This is a genomic window from Rhizobium sp. ZW T2_16 (assembly GCF_044987325.1).
Lineage (GTDB): Bacteria > Pseudomonadota > Alphaproteobacteria > Rhizobiales > Rhizobiaceae > Neorhizobium > Neorhizobium cellulosilyticum.
The window spans coordinates 100,612-119,467 of record NZ_JBJDRG010000013.1 but is presented as its reverse complement, the minus strand read 5'-3'; the positions used below and the strand labels follow the sequence as shown (position 1 = coordinate 119,467).

17 protein-coding genes, 1 tRNA gene and 1 pseudogene are annotated in these 18,856 nt (G+C 60.3%); 18 read left to right on the top strand and 1 reads right to left on the bottom strand.

From position 1 onward, the window contains the following. Positions 1–49 precede the first annotated feature (49 nt). Positions 50–126 (top strand) — tRNA-Met (locus ACI3K0_RS23220). A 508-nt stretch (positions 127–634) separates the two neighbouring features. Beyond that, positions 635–2,089, top strand: a complete 1,455-nt coding sequence (locus tag ACI3K0_RS23215) for a tagaturonate reductase (protein WP_404946344.1) — start codon at positions 635–637, stop codon at positions 2,087–2,089. Between the two features lie 116 nt (positions 2,090–2,205). Here the strand turns inward: ACI3K0_RS23215 and ACI3K0_RS23210 are convergent, their stop codons facing one another. Continuing rightward, positions 2,206–3,117 (bottom strand): permease, encoded by a 912-nt coding sequence (locus ACI3K0_RS23210; RefSeq protein WP_183994471.1) that lies wholly within the window; start codon positions 3,115–3,117, stop codon positions 2,206–2,208. Between the two features lie 651 nt (positions 3,118–3,768). Here ACI3K0_RS23210 and ACI3K0_RS23205 point away from each other — a divergent pair. The 16 genes and pseudogenes from ACI3K0_RS23205 (at position 3,769) to ACI3K0_RS23130 (ending at position 18,835) form a co-directional block, all read left to right on the top strand. After that, entirely contained in the window at positions 3,769–4,371 is a 603-nt protein-coding gene (locus tag ACI3K0_RS23205; RefSeq protein WP_404946343.1) for a DJ-1/PfpI family protein, read from the top strand. A 63-nt stretch (positions 4,372–4,434) separates the two neighbouring features. After that, positions 4,435–6,975, top strand: a complete 2,541-nt coding sequence (locus ACI3K0_RS23200) for a glycyl radical protein (protein ID WP_404946342.1) — start codon at positions 4,435–4,437, stop codon at positions 6,973–6,975. Positions 6,976–7,100: 125 nt separating this feature from the next. Beyond that, on the top strand, positions 7,101–8,240 hold the full coding sequence (locus tag ACI3K0_RS23195; protein ID WP_404946341.1) for a 1-propanol dehydrogenase PduQ: 1,140 nt from the start codon (positions 7,101–7,103) through the stop codon (positions 8,238–8,240). A gap of 93 nt (positions 8,241–8,333) precedes the next feature. Beyond that, positions 8,334–8,618 carry a propanediol utilization microcompartment protein PduA gene (pduA, locus tag ACI3K0_RS23190; RefSeq protein ID WP_183994481.1) on the top strand — a complete coding sequence of 95 codons (285 nt, stop codon included), beginning with the start codon at positions 8,334–8,336 and terminating at the stop codon, positions 8,616–8,618. Between the two features lie 29 nt (positions 8,619–8,647). Next, complete coding sequence (pduB, locus tag ACI3K0_RS23185) at positions 8,648–9,469, top strand: propanediol utilization microcompartment protein PduB (protein WP_404946340.1); 822 nt, start codon at positions 8,648–8,650, stop codon at positions 9,467–9,469. Between the two features lie 18 nt (positions 9,470–9,487). Continuing rightward, positions 9,488–9,757, top strand: a pseudogene (locus tag ACI3K0_RS23180) (BMC domain-containing protein); the annotation flags it as partial. Between the two features lie 324 nt (positions 9,758–10,081). Next, positions 10,082–10,864 carry a phosphate propanoyltransferase gene (locus tag ACI3K0_RS23175; protein ID WP_404946339.1) on the top strand — a complete coding sequence of 261 codons (783 nt, stop codon included), beginning with the start codon at positions 10,082–10,084 and terminating at the stop codon, positions 10,862–10,864. 13 nt (positions 10,865–10,877) lie between these two features. Then, on the top strand, positions 10,878–11,717 hold the full coding sequence (gene eutJ / locus ACI3K0_RS23170) for an ethanolamine utilization protein EutJ (protein ID WP_404946338.1): 840 nt from the start codon (positions 10,878–10,880) through the stop codon (positions 11,715–11,717). Continuing rightward, complete coding sequence (locus ACI3K0_RS23165; protein WP_404946337.1) at positions 11,714–12,478, top strand: hypothetical protein; 765 nt, start codon at positions 11,714–11,716, stop codon at positions 12,476–12,478. Before eutJ ends, ACI3K0_RS23165 begins: the two co-directional genes overlap by 4 nt. A 10-nt stretch (positions 12,479–12,488) precedes the next feature. Beyond that, positions 12,489–12,782 carry a EutN/CcmL family microcompartment protein gene (locus ACI3K0_RS23160; RefSeq protein WP_404946336.1) on the top strand — a complete coding sequence of 98 codons (294 nt, stop codon included), beginning with the start codon at positions 12,489–12,491 and terminating at the stop codon, positions 12,780–12,782. Next, entirely contained in the window at positions 12,766–13,329 is a 564-nt protein-coding gene (locus ACI3K0_RS23155; protein WP_404946335.1) for a heme-binding protein, read from the top strand. Before ACI3K0_RS23160 ends, ACI3K0_RS23155 begins: the two co-directional genes overlap by 17 nt. After that, a complete protein-coding gene (locus ACI3K0_RS23150; protein WP_404946334.1) occupies positions 13,326–14,984 on the top strand; it encodes an aldehyde dehydrogenase family protein in 1,659 nt (552 codons plus the stop codon). Before ACI3K0_RS23155 ends, ACI3K0_RS23150 begins: the two co-directional genes overlap by 4 nt. A 49-nt stretch (positions 14,985–15,033) precedes the next feature. Further along, the gene (locus ACI3K0_RS23145) at positions 15,034–15,336 is read left to right on the top strand and encodes a BMC domain-containing protein (RefSeq protein ID WP_148147694.1); all 303 of its coding nucleotides are present in this window, start codon (positions 15,034–15,036) and stop codon (positions 15,334–15,336) included. Positions 15,337–15,387: 51 nt separating this feature from the next. Further along, positions 15,388–16,305, top strand: a complete 918-nt coding sequence (locus tag ACI3K0_RS23140; RefSeq protein WP_206827934.1) for a glycyl-radical enzyme activating protein — start codon at positions 15,388–15,390, stop codon at positions 16,303–16,305. Between the two features lie 56 nt (positions 16,306–16,361). Continuing rightward, positions 16,362–17,513, top strand: coding sequence for a methionine adenosyltransferase (metK, locus tag ACI3K0_RS23135; protein WP_404946333.1), 1,152 nt, complete (start codon positions 16,362–16,364; stop codon positions 17,511–17,513). Continuing rightward, on the top strand, positions 17,462–18,835 hold the full coding sequence (locus ACI3K0_RS23130; RefSeq protein ID WP_286194994.1) for a PocR ligand-binding domain-containing protein: 1,374 nt from the start codon (positions 17,462–17,464) through the stop codon (positions 18,833–18,835). Before metK ends, ACI3K0_RS23130 begins: the two co-directional genes overlap by 52 nt. Positions 18,836–18,856: the final 21 nt, after the last annotated feature.

The following is an 18,856-nucleotide window of genomic DNA, read 5'->3' as shown; positions in this document are numbered from 1 at the left end:
ATTGCGGTTTATGCAGTCGCGACAAATCCGATCTCGGATTTGCGCTTGGCGCGGGGTGGAGCAGCCCGGTAGCTCGTCAGGCTCATAACCTGAAGGCCGCAGGTTCAAATCCTGCCCCCGCAACCAAAATTATCCAAAAGCCAAAAATACATCATGCCAATGGTGGCCGCATCCAAAACATCTCGCTGACCCAAAGCTCGCCGTTGTATCGCAGTCCGTGCCATACTACCCAAGCCATGAAAGCGAGGGAAACATGCAGGATATACCAAGCGGATCCGTTATGCCTGCCGACGACCAAGGATCCAGAGATCCGCTTCTCCCCCAAATATTGAACAAGCCCCATCTGGGGCTTTTTTTGTTTTTGAGGACATTTCCGGCTTGTTTATCGCGGCTAGCGGAGCGGCCGTTCCTGGTGGCGCAGTGATCGCAGCTCGCCAAAGTGCCCGAGCGGCACGCCATATTGCGGCGTTTCGCAAACTTGCGTGAATGTAGCTCCATGCAAGACATCGAATATGTCCCGAAAGTTGCGAAATGTGCGGTGACACGTTGCGAGATCAAAGACATCTACGATCTCGTCATCTTCAAATCGCGGGTCACTCTTTCATCAATGCCTTTGCATCAAGGAAAAAGATATATGAAACGTCTCGATGAGAGCTTTCTCAAGGGCCGCGCCCGGCCGACCCCGCGCGTTCTGCAATGGGGAGAAGGCAATTTCCTGCGCTCTTTCGTCGATTGGAAGATCGACCTTCTGAACGAGAAGGCCGGTTCCGACTGGGGTGTCATCGTGCTTCGCCCGATCGCCGGCGGTTTGCCCTTCACGCTGAACGAACAGGATGGCGTCTACACGGTCCTCTCCCGCGGCATGAACGAGGCCGGCGAGAAGATTTCCGAGCCGCGGCTGATCGCCTGCGTGCGCCAGGAGATCCCTTCGCACGAAAGCTGGAAGGACGTGCTGGCTCTGGCACATGATGCCAACATCACCGTCGTCGTCTCGAATACGACCGATGCCGGCATTGCCTATGTGCCGACGGTCAAATTCGATGATGCGCCGCAGGTGTCCTTCCCCGGCAAGCTGACCCGTTTCCTCTATGAGCGCTGGACGGCGTTTGGCGGCAAGGCGGAAGCCGGGTTGCAGATGATTGCCTGCGAATTGATCGACCATAATGGTGATGAATTGCGGCGCATCGTTCTGCAGCATGCAAACGAATGGAAACTCGATCCTGTCTTCATCACTTGGCTGGAGAAGGACAATGCCTTCTACAACACGCTGGTCGACCGCATCGTGCCCGGTTATCCTCGCGCCGAGGCAGATGCGCTGATGCAGGAACTCGGATACGAAGACAAGTTCATGTCGGCGGCCGAACTCTTCCATTTCTTCGTCATCGAAAAGAAGCCGGGCATGCCGGATCTGAGGATCCCGCTTGCCGAATATGATGAGGGAACACTCGTCGTCGAGGACGCGACGCCCTACAAGGCGCGGAAGGTGGCGATCCTCAATGGCGCGCATACCGGTCTTTGCGCGCTCTCGCTGCTGGCAGGCGTTGAATCTGTCGGCGAGGCGGTCACGCAGCCTGCGGGTGCGAAATTCCTCGACCGGCTGTTGAACGAAGAAGTCATCCCGTTTCTGACGCTGCCCAAGGCGGAGCTGGAGGAGTTTGCCGCAGCCGTGCTGCGCCGGTTCCAGAACCCTTATATCCGGCACCTCTGGTATGACATCAGCCTCAACGGCATCGTCAAATACCAGACGCGCAATCTGGAGCGCTTGCTTGCCTATCAAGAAAAGTTCGGCAAGCCGGCACCGCTGATGACGCTGTCGCTCGCCTCGTGGCTGGCTTTCTATCTCGGCAAGTTCAAGGGCGCAGATTCCTTGCCGCCACGTGATGCACTCGAAGTGGTCGAAAAGATCAAGGCGATCGGCGCGCTCGGTGACGTCGAGGCCGTGGTTGCTGCCTATCTGCAGGAAACGTCCTTCTGGGGCCGCTCGATCGATACGCCCGAGCTGCGGGCCAAGGTTGTCGAGGATTTCCGTTACCTGACCGAAGAAGCCTTCTCCTTCGACCGCCTGCAGGCGTTCCTCGACAAGGCCTGAGCCGAACAAAAAACGTGCCCCGACCTGTTTCGGGGCACGTCCTTCACGATTAAAGATAAAATGGCGGCGGCGCGATCGGGAGGGATTATCGCACCGCCTGGGCCGGCAGGCCCTTCTCAGACCGGAATTGGGATAAGTGCCCAGAAACCGAGGAAAGTCAGCCCGTTGAAGACCAGCGTCATCAGCGCGATGGTGCAGGCTGGCGGGTCGATATGCGTGTCGCCATGGCAGAGAAACAGCCGGGCGAAAAATTCACCGACGAAGGCACAGACGAGACCGGCGATTGCGGCCCAGATGATACTGCCGGACGATGCGCCGACGATGGCAGCCGGCAGCATAATATGGTGGGTCACCGGCGTCAGCACCCCGACAGTCAGGAACAGCAGGCTGGATGCGGCGATGCCGAAGGCTAAAAGCGCGCCCGGCGTGCCATAGGTTAGCCCAAGCCATCCTCCAAGCAGGCCGCCACCGATACCGATCATCACCAGCTGGCCGACACCGCTCTGGAAGACCAGCCACTTGGTCGCATCGGTCGGTTCGAAGAACTTGCGACCGGGTTCTGCCTTGCCGCACAGGCCGCAGGTGCCCCAGATGAAACGGGCGATGAAGGCCGAGATGACGACGGTCATGCCGGGCAGGTCAGTCCAGGCGAGCGTCGGCGAAAAATTCGGCACCATGGTGAGCAGCCAGAAAACTACATAGCCGACAATGCCGAAGGCGCCGCCGACAAGAAGTACATCCGGGCTGTTGAGGCCCATGCCGGCAGTCACGATATTGCGGCCGGTATCAAGCTTACCCTTGCTGGCGGCATAGGCTGCTGCGGCAACACCCGAGGCGAAGCCACCGACATGGGGGCCGAACACACCGAAAGGGATGCCGAAGAAATCCGTCGCCGCGGGGGCAACCGCAAGCTGGATGCCGACGCCAAGCATCGTCAGGATGCCGACGAAGGCGAAAGCAGGCAAGGCGCCGATTGCGGCGCCGAAAATCCCGCCGCCAAAGGCGACGAGCAGACCGAGCATTGTCATTCCATTTCCTCCTTGGGATGCCGGTGGCACGATACGTGCCGCCCCGGCCGTCACCTGTCCAAATCTCGTGGACACCTCTCTCTTCTGTCCCGATCGGACATCCCAGCCTCTCCGCGCGCATGTTCCCACCGGCTGAGCGCAACTGCCCAGCCGCCGCAATCGCTGACGCGTCTTGCGAGTCCCATGTTTTTAAGGAATGTCGATCAAGGCGAAGATTATCGAGACGCGCTCGAACGGGTCAACGCAACAGGTTTGGCCTCGAAGGGTAGTTTCTTGACAGCCGACACTCCGATGTCAGTAGTTCGGAAAAATTTTTATCAAAATCAGTGACTTGCGCTTTTGGTCGCAGGCTTTTGAGCGGTGCAGGACGGCCTCGGAAGCGTCCCCAGTGCTTGCTGCGATGACAAGAAAACACCGCATGTGGTGATCCCTTGTCATGCGCTTTTCGCCGAATTGCGCCGATGATGGTCCGAACCACCTCATTTCTAAGGTGTTTTCCGATTTTCCCTGTCAGGTCAATTATTTACCCGCGCTGGTCAAGACGGTCTCGTTGACCCTTGAGGTGCGGCGGGCCTACCTTTTTCGACAGGAGGTGCCGGACCAAACGACCAGTGAATGGCCGTTGGGCGATCCCGGCAGATAGTGAAATTCATGGCAAAGCCCAGCGACAACAAGATCCTGATGATCGTCGGTGACTATACCGAGGATTATGAAGCGATGGTGCCGTTTCAGGCCTTGCAGATGCTCGGCCTTCAGGTTGACGCAGTCTGTCCCGGCAAGCGTCGGGGCGAGATGGTCAAGACCGCGATCCACGATTTCGAGGGCGACCAGACCTATTCGGAAAAGCCCGGACACCTGTTCCGGATCAATGCCGATTTCGCTCTGGTCGAGCCGGAGAATTACTCCGGTCTTTATCTCGCCGGTGGCCGGGCCTGCGAATATCTGCGCCTCGATAAACAGGTGCTGAACATCATAAGGGCTTTCATGGAAGGGAACCGGCCGGTGGCCGCTATCTGTCATGGCCCGCAATTGCTGACCGCCGCCGATGTGGTGCGCGGGCGCAAGCTGACAGCCTATCCCGCCGTCGAACCGGAGGTTCGGTTGGCTGGCGGTAATTTCGTTTCGATCGCGGCCGATGATGCCGTGACCGATGGAAACCTCGTAACCGCGCCGGCTTGGCTGGCACATCCGAAACTGATGCGCGGCTTCGTGCAGCTGGTTTCTCCCACCATTCTGAACTGCCCAATACCCTGAACTGCAAGACGCGCTCCCGCTGGCTTGAGGCCGTGGGAACGACATTCACTCCTGGAGGACGTAATGATTGAGAAGGGCTTTTCCAAACCGACCGACCGCATATTGCGGTTGAAGAAACAGATCATCGACGCGCGGCCGCATGTCGAGTCCGAGCGCGCTGTGCTGGCGACCCAGGCCTACAAGGAAACCGAAGGTCTGCCGCCAATCCTTCGCCGCGCCAAGGTGGTCGAGAAGATCTTTAACGAGCTGCCGGTGACGATCCGTGACGACGAACTGGTCGTCGGCGCCATCACCAAGAACCCGCGCTCGACCGAAATCTGCCCGGAATTCTCCTTCGACTGGGTAGAGAAGGAATTCGAGACCATGGCAACGCGTGTTGCCGATCCTTTCGAAATCCCGAAGCAGACGGCAGACGAACTGCGTGAGGCCTTCAAATACTGGCCGGGCCGCACGACGAGCGATCTCGCTTCATCCTACATGTCGCAGAAGGCCAAGGACTGCATCGCCAACGGCGTCTTCACGGTCGGCAACTATTTCTACGGCGGTGTCGGCCATGTCTGCGTCGATTACGGCAAGATCCTCAACATCGGCTTCAGTGGCGTGATTGCAGAAGCGGTCCGGCACCTCGAAGCGCTCGACCAGATGGATCCGTCCTATATCAAGAAGCAGCAGTTCTATAACGCCGTCATCATTTCCTATAAGGCTGCAATAGACTTTGCGCATCGCTACGCTGCAAAGGCCCAGGAACTGGCCGGTCGCGAAAGCAACCCGACGCGCCGGGCCGAACTGGAGCAGATCGCCAAGAACTGCCGCCTCGTGCCTGAATATCCGGCTTCCAACTTCTGGGAAGCCTGCCAGACGATGTGGTTCATCCAGTGCATGCTGCAGATCGAATCCTCGGGCCACTCGATCTCGCCCGGCCGTTTCGACCAGTACATGTATCCCTTCCTCAAGGCCGACACGTCGATCAGCCGTGAGTTCGCCCAGGAACTGATCGACTGCATCTGGATCAAGCTCAACGACGTCAACAAGACCCGCGACGAAGTCTCGGCCCAGGCCTTTGCCGGTTATGCCGTGTTCCAGAATCTCTGCGTCGGTGGCCAGACGCCGGAAGGCCGCGATGCGACCAATGACGTCTCCTACATGTGCATGGAAGCAACGGTTCATTGCCGCCTGCCGGCACCGTCCTTCTCCATCCGTGTCTGGCAGGGCACGCCGGACGAATTCCTCTACCGTGCCGCGGAAGTCATCCGTCTCGGTCTTGGCGTTCCGGCTGTCTATAACGACGAAGTCATCATTCCGGCGCTGCAGAACCGCGGTGTCTCGCTGGCCGATGCCCGCGATTACGGCATTGTCGGCTGCGTCGAACCGCAGGCAATCCACAAGACCGAAGGCTGGCACGACGCTGCCTTCTTCAACGTCGCCAAGGTTCTCGAGATCACGCTGAACGACGGCAAGGTGGGCTCGACCCAGCTCGGCCCGGTCACCGGCGATCCGAAGCGCTGGACCTCGATCGAAGACTTCTATGACGCCTTCAACAAGCAGATGGCCTTCTTCGTCAAATATCTGGCCGAAGCCGACAACTGCGTCGACATCGCCCATGGCGAGCGTGCACCGCTGCCGTTCCTGTCTCCGATGGTCGAAGACTGCATGGGACGGGGCAAGTCGCTGCAGGAAGGTGGAGCGCTCTACAACTTCACCGGTCCGCAGGCCTTCGGTGTCGCCGACACGGGTGACTCCGTCTACGCCATGAAGAAGTTCGTCTTCGACGAAAAGAAGATCTCCATGGCCGAACTGAAGGAAGCGCTCGACGCCAATTTCGGGCTTGCCATCGGCCAGAAGGCCAATACGGCCGGCGGTGGCGAACTGACGGAAGGCCAGATCTACGAGGCCGTCCGCAAGGTGCTTTCGTCCAACAGGTCGATGGATGTGACGGCGCTGAAGGAAGAGGTCTATCGCACGCTATCGACCGATACGATCACGGCGCCTGCCGGCTCATCGAAATATGACGGCATTCGCCGCCTGCTCGACTCGGCCGAAAGCTTCGGCAACGACATCGACGACGTCGATCTGATCGCCCGCAAATGCGCCCAGATCTATTGCCTCGAAGTCGAGAAGTACAAGAACCCGCGCGGTGGCCAGTTCCAGGCCGGTATCTATCCGGTCTCGGCCAACGTGTTGTTCGGCAAGGATGTCGGTGCATTGCCTGACGGCCGTCCGGCCAAGGCTCCGCTTGCAGACGGTGTCTCGCCCCGCCAGGGCAAGGACCATCTGGGACCGACGGCTGCGGCAAACTCGGTTGCCAAGCTCGACCACTTCATTGCCTCCAACGGCACGCTGTATAACCAGAAGTTCCTGCCCTCGGCTCTCGCCGGTGACAACGGGTTGCGCAACTTCGCCTCGCTGGTCCGCTCCTACTTCGACCAGAAGGGCATGCACGTACAGTTCAACGTCGTTGACCGCGATACGCTGCTCGCAGCCCAGAAGGACCCGGAAGCCTATCGCGATCTCGTGGTTCGCGTGGCCGGTTACTCCGCCCAGTTCGTCGTGCTCGCCAAGGAAGTGCAGGACGACATCATCAGCCGTACGGAACAGCATTTCTGAGACGGCAATCCCTACCCCGCCTGAAGCGGGGTCGGGATCAAGAAACAGCCTGGGCGGGTCCCAAGCCCGCCCGGGCAACACCAGACCGAACAATACCGTCAATCCCGAACTGCAACAGGTGACATATGCCTTCCTACAAAAGCTTCTCCCCCCGGACCGAGATCGTGTTCGGCGAAGGGTTGCTTGACCGGCTGCATGCCTATCGCGGGCAGCGGGTCGGGATCGTCACCGATGCCTTCATGGCGAAATCCGGTCCGCTGGAGCGGGTGCTGCGTTATCTCGATGGCTGCGAGGTCAAGGTTTTCGACGAGGCCATTCCCGAGCCGCCGATTGCAACCGTGACCAAGGGGGCCGGTATCTTTGCCGAATTCCGTCCGCAGGTGCTTCTGGCGCTCGGCGGCGGGTCGCCGATCGATGCGGCCAAGGCCATCCTGTCTGTGGTTCGCGCTACGGATACGGCCCAAACTATTGAATTCGTCGCCATTCCGACGACCAGCGGCACGGGGTCGGAAGTGACCTCATTCGCCATCATCTCCGATCCGGCAAAGGGCAAGAAATTCCCGCTGATCGCAAAAGAGATGGTGCCGGATGTGGCGATCCTCGATCCCGAATTCGTCCGCACGGCGCCACCGAAAGTGACGGCGGATACGGGCATGGATGTCATCACCCATGCGCTTGAGGCTGTGGTTGCCAATGGCGCATCGCATTTTACCGACGCCTTTGCCGAAAAGTCGCTGGAACTCGCCTTCGCCAACCTGCCGCGCGCCTATGACGACGGCAATGACATGCAGGCACGCGATGCGATGCATCAGTCCTCCTGCCTTGCCGGCCTTGCCTTCAGCGAAGCGGGCCTCGGGGTGAGCCATGGTCTTGCGCATGCGATCGGCGGGCGGATGCATCTCGTCCATGGGCGCATCAATGCGGTGCTTCTGCCGCATGTGATTGCCTGGAATGCGGGGCTTGAGGACGATGCGCCGGGCTGCCGCGAGACCGCCGGCCGCTATGCACGCATCGCTTCGCGCATCGGGCTGGACGTGCCGAGCGTGAGGGCCGGGGTCATCGCGCTGATCCGTGCGATCCAGGCACTCAATCAACGGTTCTCCATCCCGTCCACGCTTCGTGGCTTCGGCATGGATGCCGAGGAATATCGTCGGGCAATGCCCGATATGGCAGCGGCCGCCATGGCGGACGCCTGCACCGCAGGAAACCCACGCAGGCCCACGCTCGGGGAGCTTTCCATGCTTCTCGGCCGGGCCGGGGGCTAGGCCGGGAGGGAGGGGGCCGACGATTTTAGTCCAACCCGCGAGAAACGGTCATCACATCAACGTCTGAACACCGAAACGCTAAGGAGTTAAGTCATGCAACAGGAAGCTCTCGGAATGGTCGAAACCAAAGGTCTGGTTGCTGCCATCGAAGCCGCCGATGCCATGGTCAAGTCGGCTAACGTCGCCATGGTCGGTTATGAAAAGATCGGTTCCGGCCTTGTCACGGTTATGGTCCGCGGCGATGTCGGCGCAGTCAAGGCCGCCACCGATGCCGGTGCCGTCGCCGCCGAAAAGGTCGGCACGGTTGTTTCCGTCCACGTGATCCCGCGTCCTCACACTGAGGTCGAAAAGATCCTGCCGGAAAGCAAGGTCGCCTGAACCCCTGAACACACAAAGGAGGATCGACAATGCAGGATGCTCTTGTCGAAAAACTCATGGACGAGGTGATCCGGAAGATGGGTGGGAGCGAAAGCTCCCCGGCCCCGGCCGCCTCTCCCGCTGAGAAGCCGGCTGCCCGCACCACGGCGCCGAAGGCCTGTAATCTCACCGAATTCGTCGGCACGGCTATCGGGCATACGGTCGGTCTGGTGATTGCCAATGTAGACCCGCTCTTGCACGAGCAGATGAAGATCGACAAGAAATACCGGTCGATCGGCATTGTCGGCGCACGTACCGGCGCAGGTCCGCATATCTTTGCTGCAGACGAAGCGGTGAAGGCCACCAACAGTGAAGTGCTGCTGATCGAACTGCCGCGCGACACGGAAGGCGGCGGCGGCCATGGCAGCTTGATCATCTTCGGCGCCGAGGACGTTTCCGACGCCCGCCGTGCCGTCGAAGTGACGCTGTCGGAACTCGATCGTACCTTCGGCGACGTCTACGGAACGCCGGCCGGCCACCTGGAATTCCAGTATACCGCCCGCGCCAGCTATGCGCTGAACAAGGCCTTCGGGGCACCGCTCGGACAGGCATTCGGCATCACGGTCGGCTCTCCCGCCGCAATCGGCGTGCTTCTGGCCGATACCGCCGCAAAGGCCGCAACCGTCGTACCGACCGGTTTTGCGTCTCCAGGCAATGGCGGAACGAGTTACTCGAACGAAGCCATCTTCCTGTTCAGTGGCGATTCCGGTGCTGTCCGTCAGGCCATCCGCGCCGCACGCGATGTCGGCAAGCAGGTACTCGGGACGCTTGATCCGGCGGCGGTGGTCTCCTCGACCAAGCCGTATATCTGACCCTGAAAGGAGACTGTCATGTTGCAGGAAAGCCTTGGATTGATCGAGACCATCGGATTGACGGCTGCAGTGGCTGCCGCCGATGCGGCGGTGAAATCCGCCAATGTCACGCTGGTGGGCTACGAGCTTGCCAATGGCGACGGCATGACAGTCGTCAAGGTTCGGGGGGATGTCGGGGCCGTCAAGGCTGCGGTTTCCGCAGCCGCTGCAGAAGCTTCACGTGTGGGAACGGTTGTATCAACCAGCGTGATTGCCCGTCCCGCAAACGGACTGGGCAAGATCGTGGAAAGCGGGTCCACTGTCGGTCTGAAACCACCTGCCGCAGCGGTTGCTGCGGCGGAGGTTTCCCCGGAGGTTTCTCTGGCGGTCGAGGATGTTGTTGCAGACGATCTATCGCCTGAGCCGGAAACTCCGGTGACCGAAGCCGCTGAAGCTCCGGTAGAAGAAGTCGCATCGGTAGAGCCGGAAGTCCCGGCCGTTGCCGAGGCTTCCGTGGAGCCTGAGGTCGAGGTGGCGGCTGAGCCGGCACCCCAAGCTGCAAGCCATGCGCAATCCCGCGCCGATCGTCGCCATCGCCGGCGGTAGTCAGCGCCAAACAGACGAGAATTTCAGGTGACAGCGAAGGCCGGCGGCAACACCGCCGGGTGGATCGTTGCGCCCATGAAAGGCCCGGTCGTCATGTCGGGCCAGGACGAACAGGACACCATAATGCAAATCAACAGCCCCATGATCGACCGCGTGATCGCCGAGCTTCTGGCACAGAGCCTCACCGCCTCGGCAGAGCAGGCAAAACCTGCCGCAAAAGGCGCCGAGGACCGCGATCCGTGGCTTGTGCCGATCGGCGTGTCGAACCGCCACATCCATCTTTCCCGGCCGGACATGGACGCGCTTTTCGGCCCAGGATCCGAACTGACGCGGATGAAGGCGATGAAACAGCCCGGCCAGTATGCGGCGGAAGAAACGGTGACGATCCGCGGCCCCAAGGGGCAGATCGCCAAGGTGCGGGTGCTCGGGCCGCTGCGCAAGGAAACGCAGATCGAGGTTTCTGTTGCCGACGGGTTCACCCTCGGTATCAAGCCGCCGCTGCGGATGTCGGGAAAACTGGAACAGTCGCCGGGCATAGAGGTGATCGGCCCCTATGGAGCGATCAAGAAGGAGAGCGGCGTGATCGTGGCGCTCCGCCACATCCATATGCTGCCGGCTGAAGCCGCAAAGCTCGGCTTGAAGAATGGCGAAGAGGTCGATGTCGAGGTCGGCGGCGTGCGCGGCGGCATCATGCACAATGTCACGATCCGCGCGGCCGAAGCCTCATTCATGGAAATGCATATCGACGTCGAGGAGGCCAATGCATTCGGCCTGAAGAACGACGCGATGGTGCGGATCCGCAAGGTCTGATCGGAGAGAAGTCATGTCGAGCATCGACAGCAAACTCAAGGCTTTCGGGGAACTCGTCCGGCAGGGCACGATCGTGCCGCAGCCGGAATGGGCGCCCGGCCGGCTGAAAGTTGGCGTCGATCTCGGCACGGCCAATCTGGTGCTTTCGGTGGTCGATGCGGACAATAATCCGGTGGCCGGAACGTCCTGGCGCTCGACCGTCGTGCGCGATGGGATCGTCGTCGATTATATCGGCGCGGTTCACGCTGTCCGCCGCATGAAGGAAGAGCTCGAAGAACGGCTCGGTCAGCCGCTTCTTCGCGCTGCGACCGCCATTCCACCCGGCGTGCATCCGTCCAATGCGAAGGCGATCGGCCATGTGGTCGAATCGGCCGATTTCGAGCTGGCGGAGATTGTCGATGAACCGACCGCCGCGGCGCGCCTGCTTGGCGTTGAGAACGGTGCGGTGGTCGATGTCGGCGGCGGCACGACGGGGATTTCGGTCCTGAAGGACGGCGAGGTGGTTGCCACATTCGACGAGCCGACCGGCGGCACGCATATGACGCTGGTTCTGGCCGGCGCGAGAAAAATCTCCTTCGAGGATGCCGAAGCTGAAAAGCTCAATCACGCGCTTGAACGGGACGTCTTCTCGATCATCCGGCCGGTGGCCGACAAGATGGGCCGCATCGTTGCCGGCTTTCTCGCAGATTACCCTTATGTCGATACGATCCATGTCGTCGGCGGCGCCTGCTCGTTCAAGGATTTTGCTGCGGTTCTCGTCAGTCATACCGGACGCCGGGTCATCAAGCCCGTCGAACCGCTGCTGGTTACGCCGCTCGGGATCGCGATGTATCACGATGGAGGCCAGGCATGAGCATCGATGCCGTTCTCGATCGTATCCTCCTCGATCTGCTATCCGATCGCATCATCGCGCGTATGGGTGGCAGAGTGCCAGCAAAGCCGCGCTCGGCGCTGTTGCTTTTTGCGGAAACGGATTTCGGGCTTGAGGCTGCGCTCGAACAATTGCAGCAGCTTCGCGATGCGGGATGGGCATTCGAGACGGTCATTGCGCCGGAGGCACGGCAATCTCTGAAGGACCGGCTTGCCGGTTTCGGAGCAGCCGAAGTCGAAGGCAAGGCCGGGGATATTCTGGATCAGCATACGACCATATTGGTTCCAACACTCAGCATTTCGCTTGCAGCCAAGGTGGCGCTCGGCATTGCCGACGATCTGCTGTCGAAAATTCTGCAGGGTGGACTGGAAAGAGGTGTCCGCATCATCGCCGCCCGAGATGGCGGCTGCCCCAATGGACGGGATCGGCGCGCGCGCGGCTTGCTGCCAAATGCGGCCTATCAGGCGACGATGAGCGGCCATCTGCAGACACTGATGAACTACGGCATCGAATTGAGCTGGGCGGCGCGGCTTGCCGTCGCCGTCGAGGGCGCCACGCCTCTATCGTCGGCAGCCCCGATCACTGCGCCGAAGCTCGTTGCCGCCCGAACCGAGGGCGTGTTCGGCCTGCGCGAGGCGCGCAGCCTGGACGCGACGGAACTGCGTCTCGGTCATGCAGTGATCGTCACGCCGGCCGCTGCGGAAGAACTGCGCGCGCGCGACATCGCGCTTGTGAGGGAGTGAGGATCAAGCCATGTATCTCGCCAGGGTTATCGGACGGGTGGTCGCCACGACCAAGGATGCGAGCCTCTCGGGTTCGAAACTTCTGATCATTACCCGGCTCAATGAATTGTTGGAGCCGCAGGGCCAGACGCTAATTGCCGTCGATACGGTCGGTGCAGGCAAGGGCGAGACGGTCATCGTTACATCCGGCAGCGCCAGCCGCTTTGCCGGCACGCTGCAGCAGTCCGTGGTCGATGCCACGATTGTCGGCATTGTCGATACAGTCGAAACAGACGGAGGCGTGAACGATGTTCGCCACCCGTAATTTCGCCCCCCGCGACCTGCAATTGATCGAAGCGGCACTCGCCGCCGAGCTTGCCGGGCGTATTGCCGACAGAGGGTTTGCGACCGGCATTTCGCTTGCCGATGCCTGCGCCATTGCGGCGCGTGCGGAGAGCCGCGCGCGGCAGATGTCGGTGCCGGTCTGCATCGCGATCGCCGATGCCGAAGGACGGCCGATCCTGTTTCACCGAATGGAGGGCAGCCTGCCGGCAAGCACCAAGCTTGCCAGCGCCAAAGCCTGGACTTCTGCCGCCTATCGCATGGGAACCGATGAACTTGGGTGTCTCGCCCAGCCGGGCGGCATGCTTTTTGGCGTGGGTCACACGGGCAGCGGGGTTGGCAACGGCTCGGGCGAAGGCCAGGTCGTGCTTTTCGGCGGGGGCATTCCCTGCCGCGTCGGAGGCGCCGTGATCGGTGCCATCGGTATCAGTGGCGGAACGGTCGCTGAAGACATGGAGATCGCCCGCTACGCGATCGATGGATTTCCCGAAAGAAGGGGAACGGTCCCCGAGGAAGGAAGAGGATTATGAACGACCAAGATATCAACGCCGCCGTCAATCGCGTGCTTGCCGGGTTCAACGGTGCAATCGCTTCGGCTCCGACCCCTGTTCCCGCTCCTCCTCCAGTAAAGAGTGCAGCATCCTCGGTCGAAGATACGGTTGCGCGCATCATCGCGGAAATGGGCGGTTCCAAATCTGCTCCAGCTGCTGACCCTACTGCGCCGTTCAGCCAAGGCTGCATCGTAGCCGAGGGAATGGTGACGAAGTCCGCCGGTGAGATGAACTGCTCCTGTTGCGAACGCGGTGACTGCGCCTTGTCTGCCACATCGGTCTCGCTCGATGTTTCGGATGAGGAAGCAGTCGTCCTTGGCGACGGTGTGTTTGCCAGCATGGATGAGGCCGTGGAAGCCGCCGCCGAAGCGCAGCGGCAATATCTGTTCTGCTCGATGGCGGCGCGAAAAAGCTTTGTCGACGGTATCCGCGATATCTTTCTGGATCCGGTCATGCTGGAGCGGATTTCCAGGATGACGGTCGAACAGACTGGCATGGGCAATGCCAGCGACAAGGTGATCAAGAACCGGCTGGCCGCCTCCAAGACCCCCGGCATCGAGGATCTTAAAACCGAAGCCGAAAGCGGCGATGGCGGCCTGACGCTGGTTGAATATTCCGCCTATGGCGTCATCGGTTCGATCACGCCGACCACCAATCCGACGGAAACGATCATCTGCAATACGATCGGCATGCTGGCAGCCGGCAATGCTGTCGTGTTCAGCCCCCATCCGCGTGCGAAAGTCGTGTCGCTCCTGGCAATCAAGCTGATCAATCGCAAGCTTGCGAGCCTCGGTGCACCGGCAAACCTCGTTGTAACCGTCCAGGCACCGTCGATTGAAAATACCAATGCGATGATGGCGCATCCCAAGGTGCGTATGCTGGTTGCAACCGGTGGTCCGGCCATCGTCAAGACGGTGATGTCGACCGGCAAGAAAGCCATCGGTGCCGGTGCCGGCAACCCGCCGGTCGTCGTCGATGAAACCGCCGATATCGAAAAGGCCGCCAAGGACATCGTCAGCGGCTGCAGTTTCGACAACAACCTGCCCTGCATTGCGGAAAAGGAAGTGATCGCGGTCAGCCAGATCGTCGATTTCCTGATCTCGCAGATGCAGAAGAACGGCGCCTATCTGGTCAAGGATATGGCTGTCGTGAAGAAGCTCGAAGAGTTGGTGCTGACCGCGAAGGGTGGGCCGCAGACCAATTGCGTTGGCAAGAGCGCCGTCTATCTGCTCGACAAGGTCGGGATCTCGGTCGGTCCGGACATCCGCGTCATCCTGATCGAACTGCCGAAGGATCATCCGTTCGTGCAGGAGGAGTTGATGATGCCGATCCTGCCGCTGGTGCGGGCAGGGGATGTCGATGAGGCGATCGATCTTGCCGTCGAGCTGGAGCATGGCAACCGCCACACGGCGATGATCCATTCCACCGATGTGCGCAAGATCACCAAGATGGCGAAGCTGATCCAGACGACGATCTTCGTCAAGAATGGCCCGTCCTATGCCGGCATCGGCGTCGGTGGCGAGGGTTACACGACCTTTACCATTGCCGGGCCGACCGGTGAGGGCCTGACATCGCCGAAATCCTTCGCCCGCCGTCGCAAGTGCGTGATGGTGGAGGCGCTGAACGTCCGCTGACGCACAGGCGTCCAGCGTTCGAATAAGACCGGAAGAGAGGAGATCCGCCATGGCGACCCGCATCATCAACGCTCCGCATCCCGACGTGTTGCAGATGCTGCAGCGACGGATGCCACCGCATGGCCGGGCCTGGGTGCAGGCCAACCGGGTGGATTCCGTCGGGCTGATGCAGATCCCGGTGGCGGACCTTTTCTACTTCTCCGATCTCGCATTGAAGGCTGCGGGCGTTTTCACCGTCGAACTTTACGGCACCTGCCCGCAGCACGTCACTTCGCTTGCCATCATGGGAGAGACCTCGTCCGTCCGCATGGCGATGGATGCCATCGCAGCAGCACAACAGTCCGAGTTCTGAACGGCGCCGGAGGAGGCGCCGGAACCCGGCATAAAAAGACAGGATATTGAAATGACCGCGATCGACTACGACAGGCAAGGCATCGTCTTCGACATCCAGCGCTATTCCATCCATGACGGGCCGGGTGTGCGCACGATCGTGTTTCTGAAAGGCTGCCCGCTGCGGTGCCGCTGGTGCTCCAACCCGGAATCGCAGAACCCCGAGCCGGAACTGTTCTACCGCCGTTCAGCCTGCATCAAATGCGGCCAGTGCATGGCGGTCTGTCCGACCAAGGCGATTGCCTATGAGAATCCCGATTTCGTCGACCGCAGCAAATGCATCAAGTGCGGAGCCTGTACGAAAGTCTGTCCGACACAGGCATTGAAACGCGCCGGAAAGACGATGAGCATTGCCGAGGTGATGCAGGAATTGCGCAAGGATGCGCATCATTACCGTCGTTCCGGTGGCGGGATCACGCTTTCGGGTGGTGAGCCGCTGTTCCAGCACGAATTTGCCAAAAACCTTTTGATGGCCTGCCATGAGCAGGGCTGGAACACGGCGATGGAGACGACGGGCTGCACGACCCGCGAGATCGTTCGTGATGTCATTCCATTTGTCGATCACGTGCTGATGGACCTGAAGGCCATCGATCCGGCGGTGCATCGGGCCAATACCGGTATCGACAACCGCATCATTCTCGAAAACGCGCTCTGCATCGCCTCGCTCACCCATACGGTGGTGCGCATTCCGGTCGTGCCGGGGGTAAATGACAGCGTCGAGGCGATTACCGCGATCGGCAATTTCGCCAAGCTGATGCCGGGCGTCGATACCGTGCATCTGCTGCCCTACCACACCTATGGCGAAAACAAATACGAGCTGCTCGGCCGGCCTTACCCGATGGCGGATGCTCCCAATCTCAAGCCAGAGGACATGACACCGTTCAAGGCGGCAGTCGAAGGGCTTGGCTTCAATTGCGTCATCGGCGGCTGAACCAAAAAGACGATGACCCGGGACCCGCATCCCGGGCCTGGATAAAGGAGGCGATCATGGTCGCGCGCTACACGACGGCAGAATCGGTGACGGAAGGTCACCCCGACAAGGTTTGCGACCAGATTTCGGACGCCATTCTCGACGCCCATCTTGCGCAGGATCCGATGGCACGCGTGGCGGCCGAAGTTTTGGTTTCGGGCAACACAGTCCATATCGCGGGCGAGGTGACGTCGCGGGCTTCGGTTGATGTGACCCGCGTTGCGCGTGATGTGATCCGGCGTATCGGCTATATCGATCCCAATCTGGGCTTCGATGCGGATGGGTGTTTCATCCTCGTGGATCTGCATGAGCAGTCGCCCGATATCGCACAGGGTGTGGTCCGCGAGACGGATTTCGGTGCCGGCGACCAGGGGATTTTCTACGGCTACGCCAGCAATGAAACCGAAAGTCTGATGCCTGCCTCGATCGATTTTGCTCACAAGCTGACGCGCAGGCTGGCGGAGGTGCGCAAGAGCGGACGTCTTGCCTGGCTGCGGCCGGACGGCAAGGCGCAGGTGACATTCGCCCATGATAAAGAGGGCCGACCGGAAAGGCTGATCAGCGTCGTGGTCTCGACCCAGCATTCGGCGGAGATCGAACGCGAGCAATTGCTGCGCGGTGTGCTGGAAGAGGTTATCGCGCCGGTGATGGGGCGATGGCTGACCCGCGATACACGGGTTCTGATCAATCCCACTGGGCGTTTCGTCAAGGGAGGGCCAGCGGCCGATACCGGACTTACCGGGCGCAAGATCATTGTCGATACCTATGGCGGCATCGGCCGTCATGGGGGAGGGGCCTTTTCCGGCAAGGATGCCACCAAGGTGGATCGAACCGGTGCCTACATGGCGCGGTATATCGCCAAAAATATCGTTTCGGCCGGACTTGCGACAAATTGCGAAATTTCGCTGGCTTTTGCGATAGGTCAGAAAGAACCGGAAATGGTGGCGGTATCATCCGCGGAGAAATTGTCGGTAGATTCCGCTTTGCTTGAGGAGGCGATACGCGAGCTTTTCCCGCTCAGCGTATCCGGAATGATCGATGTGCTTGGACTGAGACGTCCGATATTCGAGAAAACCGCTTCTTACGGCCATTTCGGCCGTGACGCGGAGGGGTGGTCATGGGAGCAGACCGACCGAGCGGGCAGCCTGAGGAGGTGGTGCCGCAGATAAATCCGGAGATCACGATCTTTCCGGCCGCGATAGATCGGCCGGCTGAAAATTCGCTGGCAACCAAGGCTGCGCGACGCAAGAGATTGCTGGAGCTGATGAGCACCGAAATGCTCCAGAAGGTCCAGGACAATTTCAGCGCTGCGGTCGGGGTGGCGATGGTAATCGTTGATCCGGAAGGCGTACCGGTCACCAAGCCGTCAGGGTTTTCGGCATTCTGCCAGGCGGTTCGAGCTCGGGCCGAGTGGCGGGAACGGTGTTTTCACTGCGATGCCGTGGGTGGTCGCACCGCGCTCTCCACCGGGGAGCCATCCATCTATCGATGCCACTGCAGCCTGGTCGATTTTGCGGCTCCCATCATCGTGCGCGGTGAATATCTCGGGGCGGTCATTTGCGGCCAGGTCAAGCTTACCTCGGATGAAGGTGCGACCGGTCTCGTCGATCTTTCGAATATCTTTCCCTTCGAAGGGTCGTGGCGGGAGCATCAGCCGCTGCTGGAAGAGCACCACCGGATCAACGAGGTAACCTACGAGAAGCTCCGGTCGGCTGCCTATTCGTTGTTTTATATCGCATCGCATATCGTCGAGGAGAGTTATTCCCGCGGTGTGGCACAGGAGCTTTATGCAAAGAACCTGAGGCTTGCGGAGGAATCGAAACGGCGGGCAGAGCTTGAAAGGCTTCTGCGAGAGGCTGAACTGCAGGCTCTTTCCTACCAGGTTAACCCGCATTTCCTGTTCAACGTCCTGAACACAATCGGCCGGCTGGCGTTGGTCGAAAACGCACCTGAAACCGAAAACACGGTGCATTCCTTTGCAGAGATGATGCGTTACGTGCTGAAAAAGAGTGGGTCGCAATTCGTGCCATTGCGAATGGAAGTGGAGCACGTTCGCAATTACCTTCATCTCCTGAAGCTTCGAGTCGGTGATCGTTTCGAGTTCTCGCTCGATGTGCCGGAGGAGTTTCTCGACGTGCTCTGTCCGGTCATGGTGCTCCAGCCGATCGTCGAGAACTGCATCAGTTATGCGATAGAGCCGCGCGAGAGCGGCGGCGTGATCGAGATCTCCGCCTACCGCGACGGGGTCGAGCTGATCATCGACATCGTCGACAACGGTGACGGCATTTCGTCGGAGCGCAAGCAGGCGGTTCTGCGCGGCGAGGCGGATCGCGGCGGGCGTAAGAGTATCGGGATCTACAATATCGATAGCCGGCTTCGTTATTACTTTGGCACGGATCACGGACTGGAGATCCTCAGTCCTTTTCGCCAGGGGCGCGGAACGCTTGTGCGCATGCGTTTCCCTCTGGAATTCGAGCCGTTCGACTTCTGAAGGGCGGGCGGCTGACGCTTG

Coding starts and splice junctions, on each gene's coding strand:
- ACI3K0_RS23215 (WP_404946344.1), top strand. CDS start 635: ATGAAACGTCTCGATGAGAGCTTTCTCAAGGGCCGCGCCCGGCCGACC.
- ACI3K0_RS23165 (WP_404946337.1), top strand. CDS start 11,714: ATGAGCATCGATGCCGTTCTCGATCGTATCCTCCTCGATCTGCTATCC.
- ACI3K0_RS23205 (WP_404946343.1), top strand. CDS start 3,769: ATGGCAAAGCCCAGCGACAACAAGATCCTGATGATCGTCGGTGACTAT.
- eutJ (WP_404946338.1), top strand. CDS start 10,878: ATGTCGAGCATCGACAGCAAACTCAAGGCTTTCGGGGAACTCGTCCGG.
- ACI3K0_RS23150 (WP_404946334.1), top strand. CDS start 13,326: ATGAACGACCAAGATATCAACGCCGCCGTCAATCGCGTGCTTGCCGGG.
- pduA (WP_183994481.1), top strand. CDS start 8,334: ATGCAACAGGAAGCTCTCGGAATGGTCGAAACCAAAGGTCTGGTTGCT.
- ACI3K0_RS23145 (WP_148147694.1), top strand. CDS start 15,034: ATGGCGACCCGCATCATCAACGCTCCGCATCCCGACGTGTTGCAGATG.
- ACI3K0_RS23195 (WP_404946341.1), top strand. CDS start 7,101: ATGCCTTCCTACAAAAGCTTCTCCCCCCGGACCGAGATCGTGTTCGGC.
- ACI3K0_RS23160 (WP_404946336.1), top strand. CDS start 12,489: ATGTATCTCGCCAGGGTTATCGGACGGGTGGTCGCCACGACCAAGGAT.
- ACI3K0_RS23140 (WP_206827934.1), top strand. CDS start 15,388: ATGACCGCGATCGACTACGACAGGCAAGGCATCGTCTTCGACATCCAG.
- ACI3K0_RS23130 (WP_286194994.1), top strand. CDS start 17,462: ATGGGAGCAGACCGACCGAGCGGGCAGCCTGAGGAGGTGGTGCCGCAG.
- ACI3K0_RS23155 (WP_404946335.1), top strand. CDS start 12,766: ATGTTCGCCACCCGTAATTTCGCCCCCCGCGACCTGCAATTGATCGAA.
- pduB (WP_404946340.1), top strand. CDS start 8,648: ATGCAGGATGCTCTTGTCGAAAAACTCATGGACGAGGTGATCCGGAAG.
- ACI3K0_RS23210 (WP_183994471.1), bottom strand. CDS start 3,117: ATGACAATGCTCGGTCTGCTCGTCGCCTTTGGCGGCGGGATTTTCGGC.
- ACI3K0_RS23200 (WP_404946342.1), top strand. CDS start 4,435: ATGATTGAGAAGGGCTTTTCCAAACCGACCGACCGCATATTGCGGTTG.
- metK (WP_404946333.1), top strand. CDS start 16,362: ATGGTCGCGCGCTACACGACGGCAGAATCGGTGACGGAAGGTCACCCC.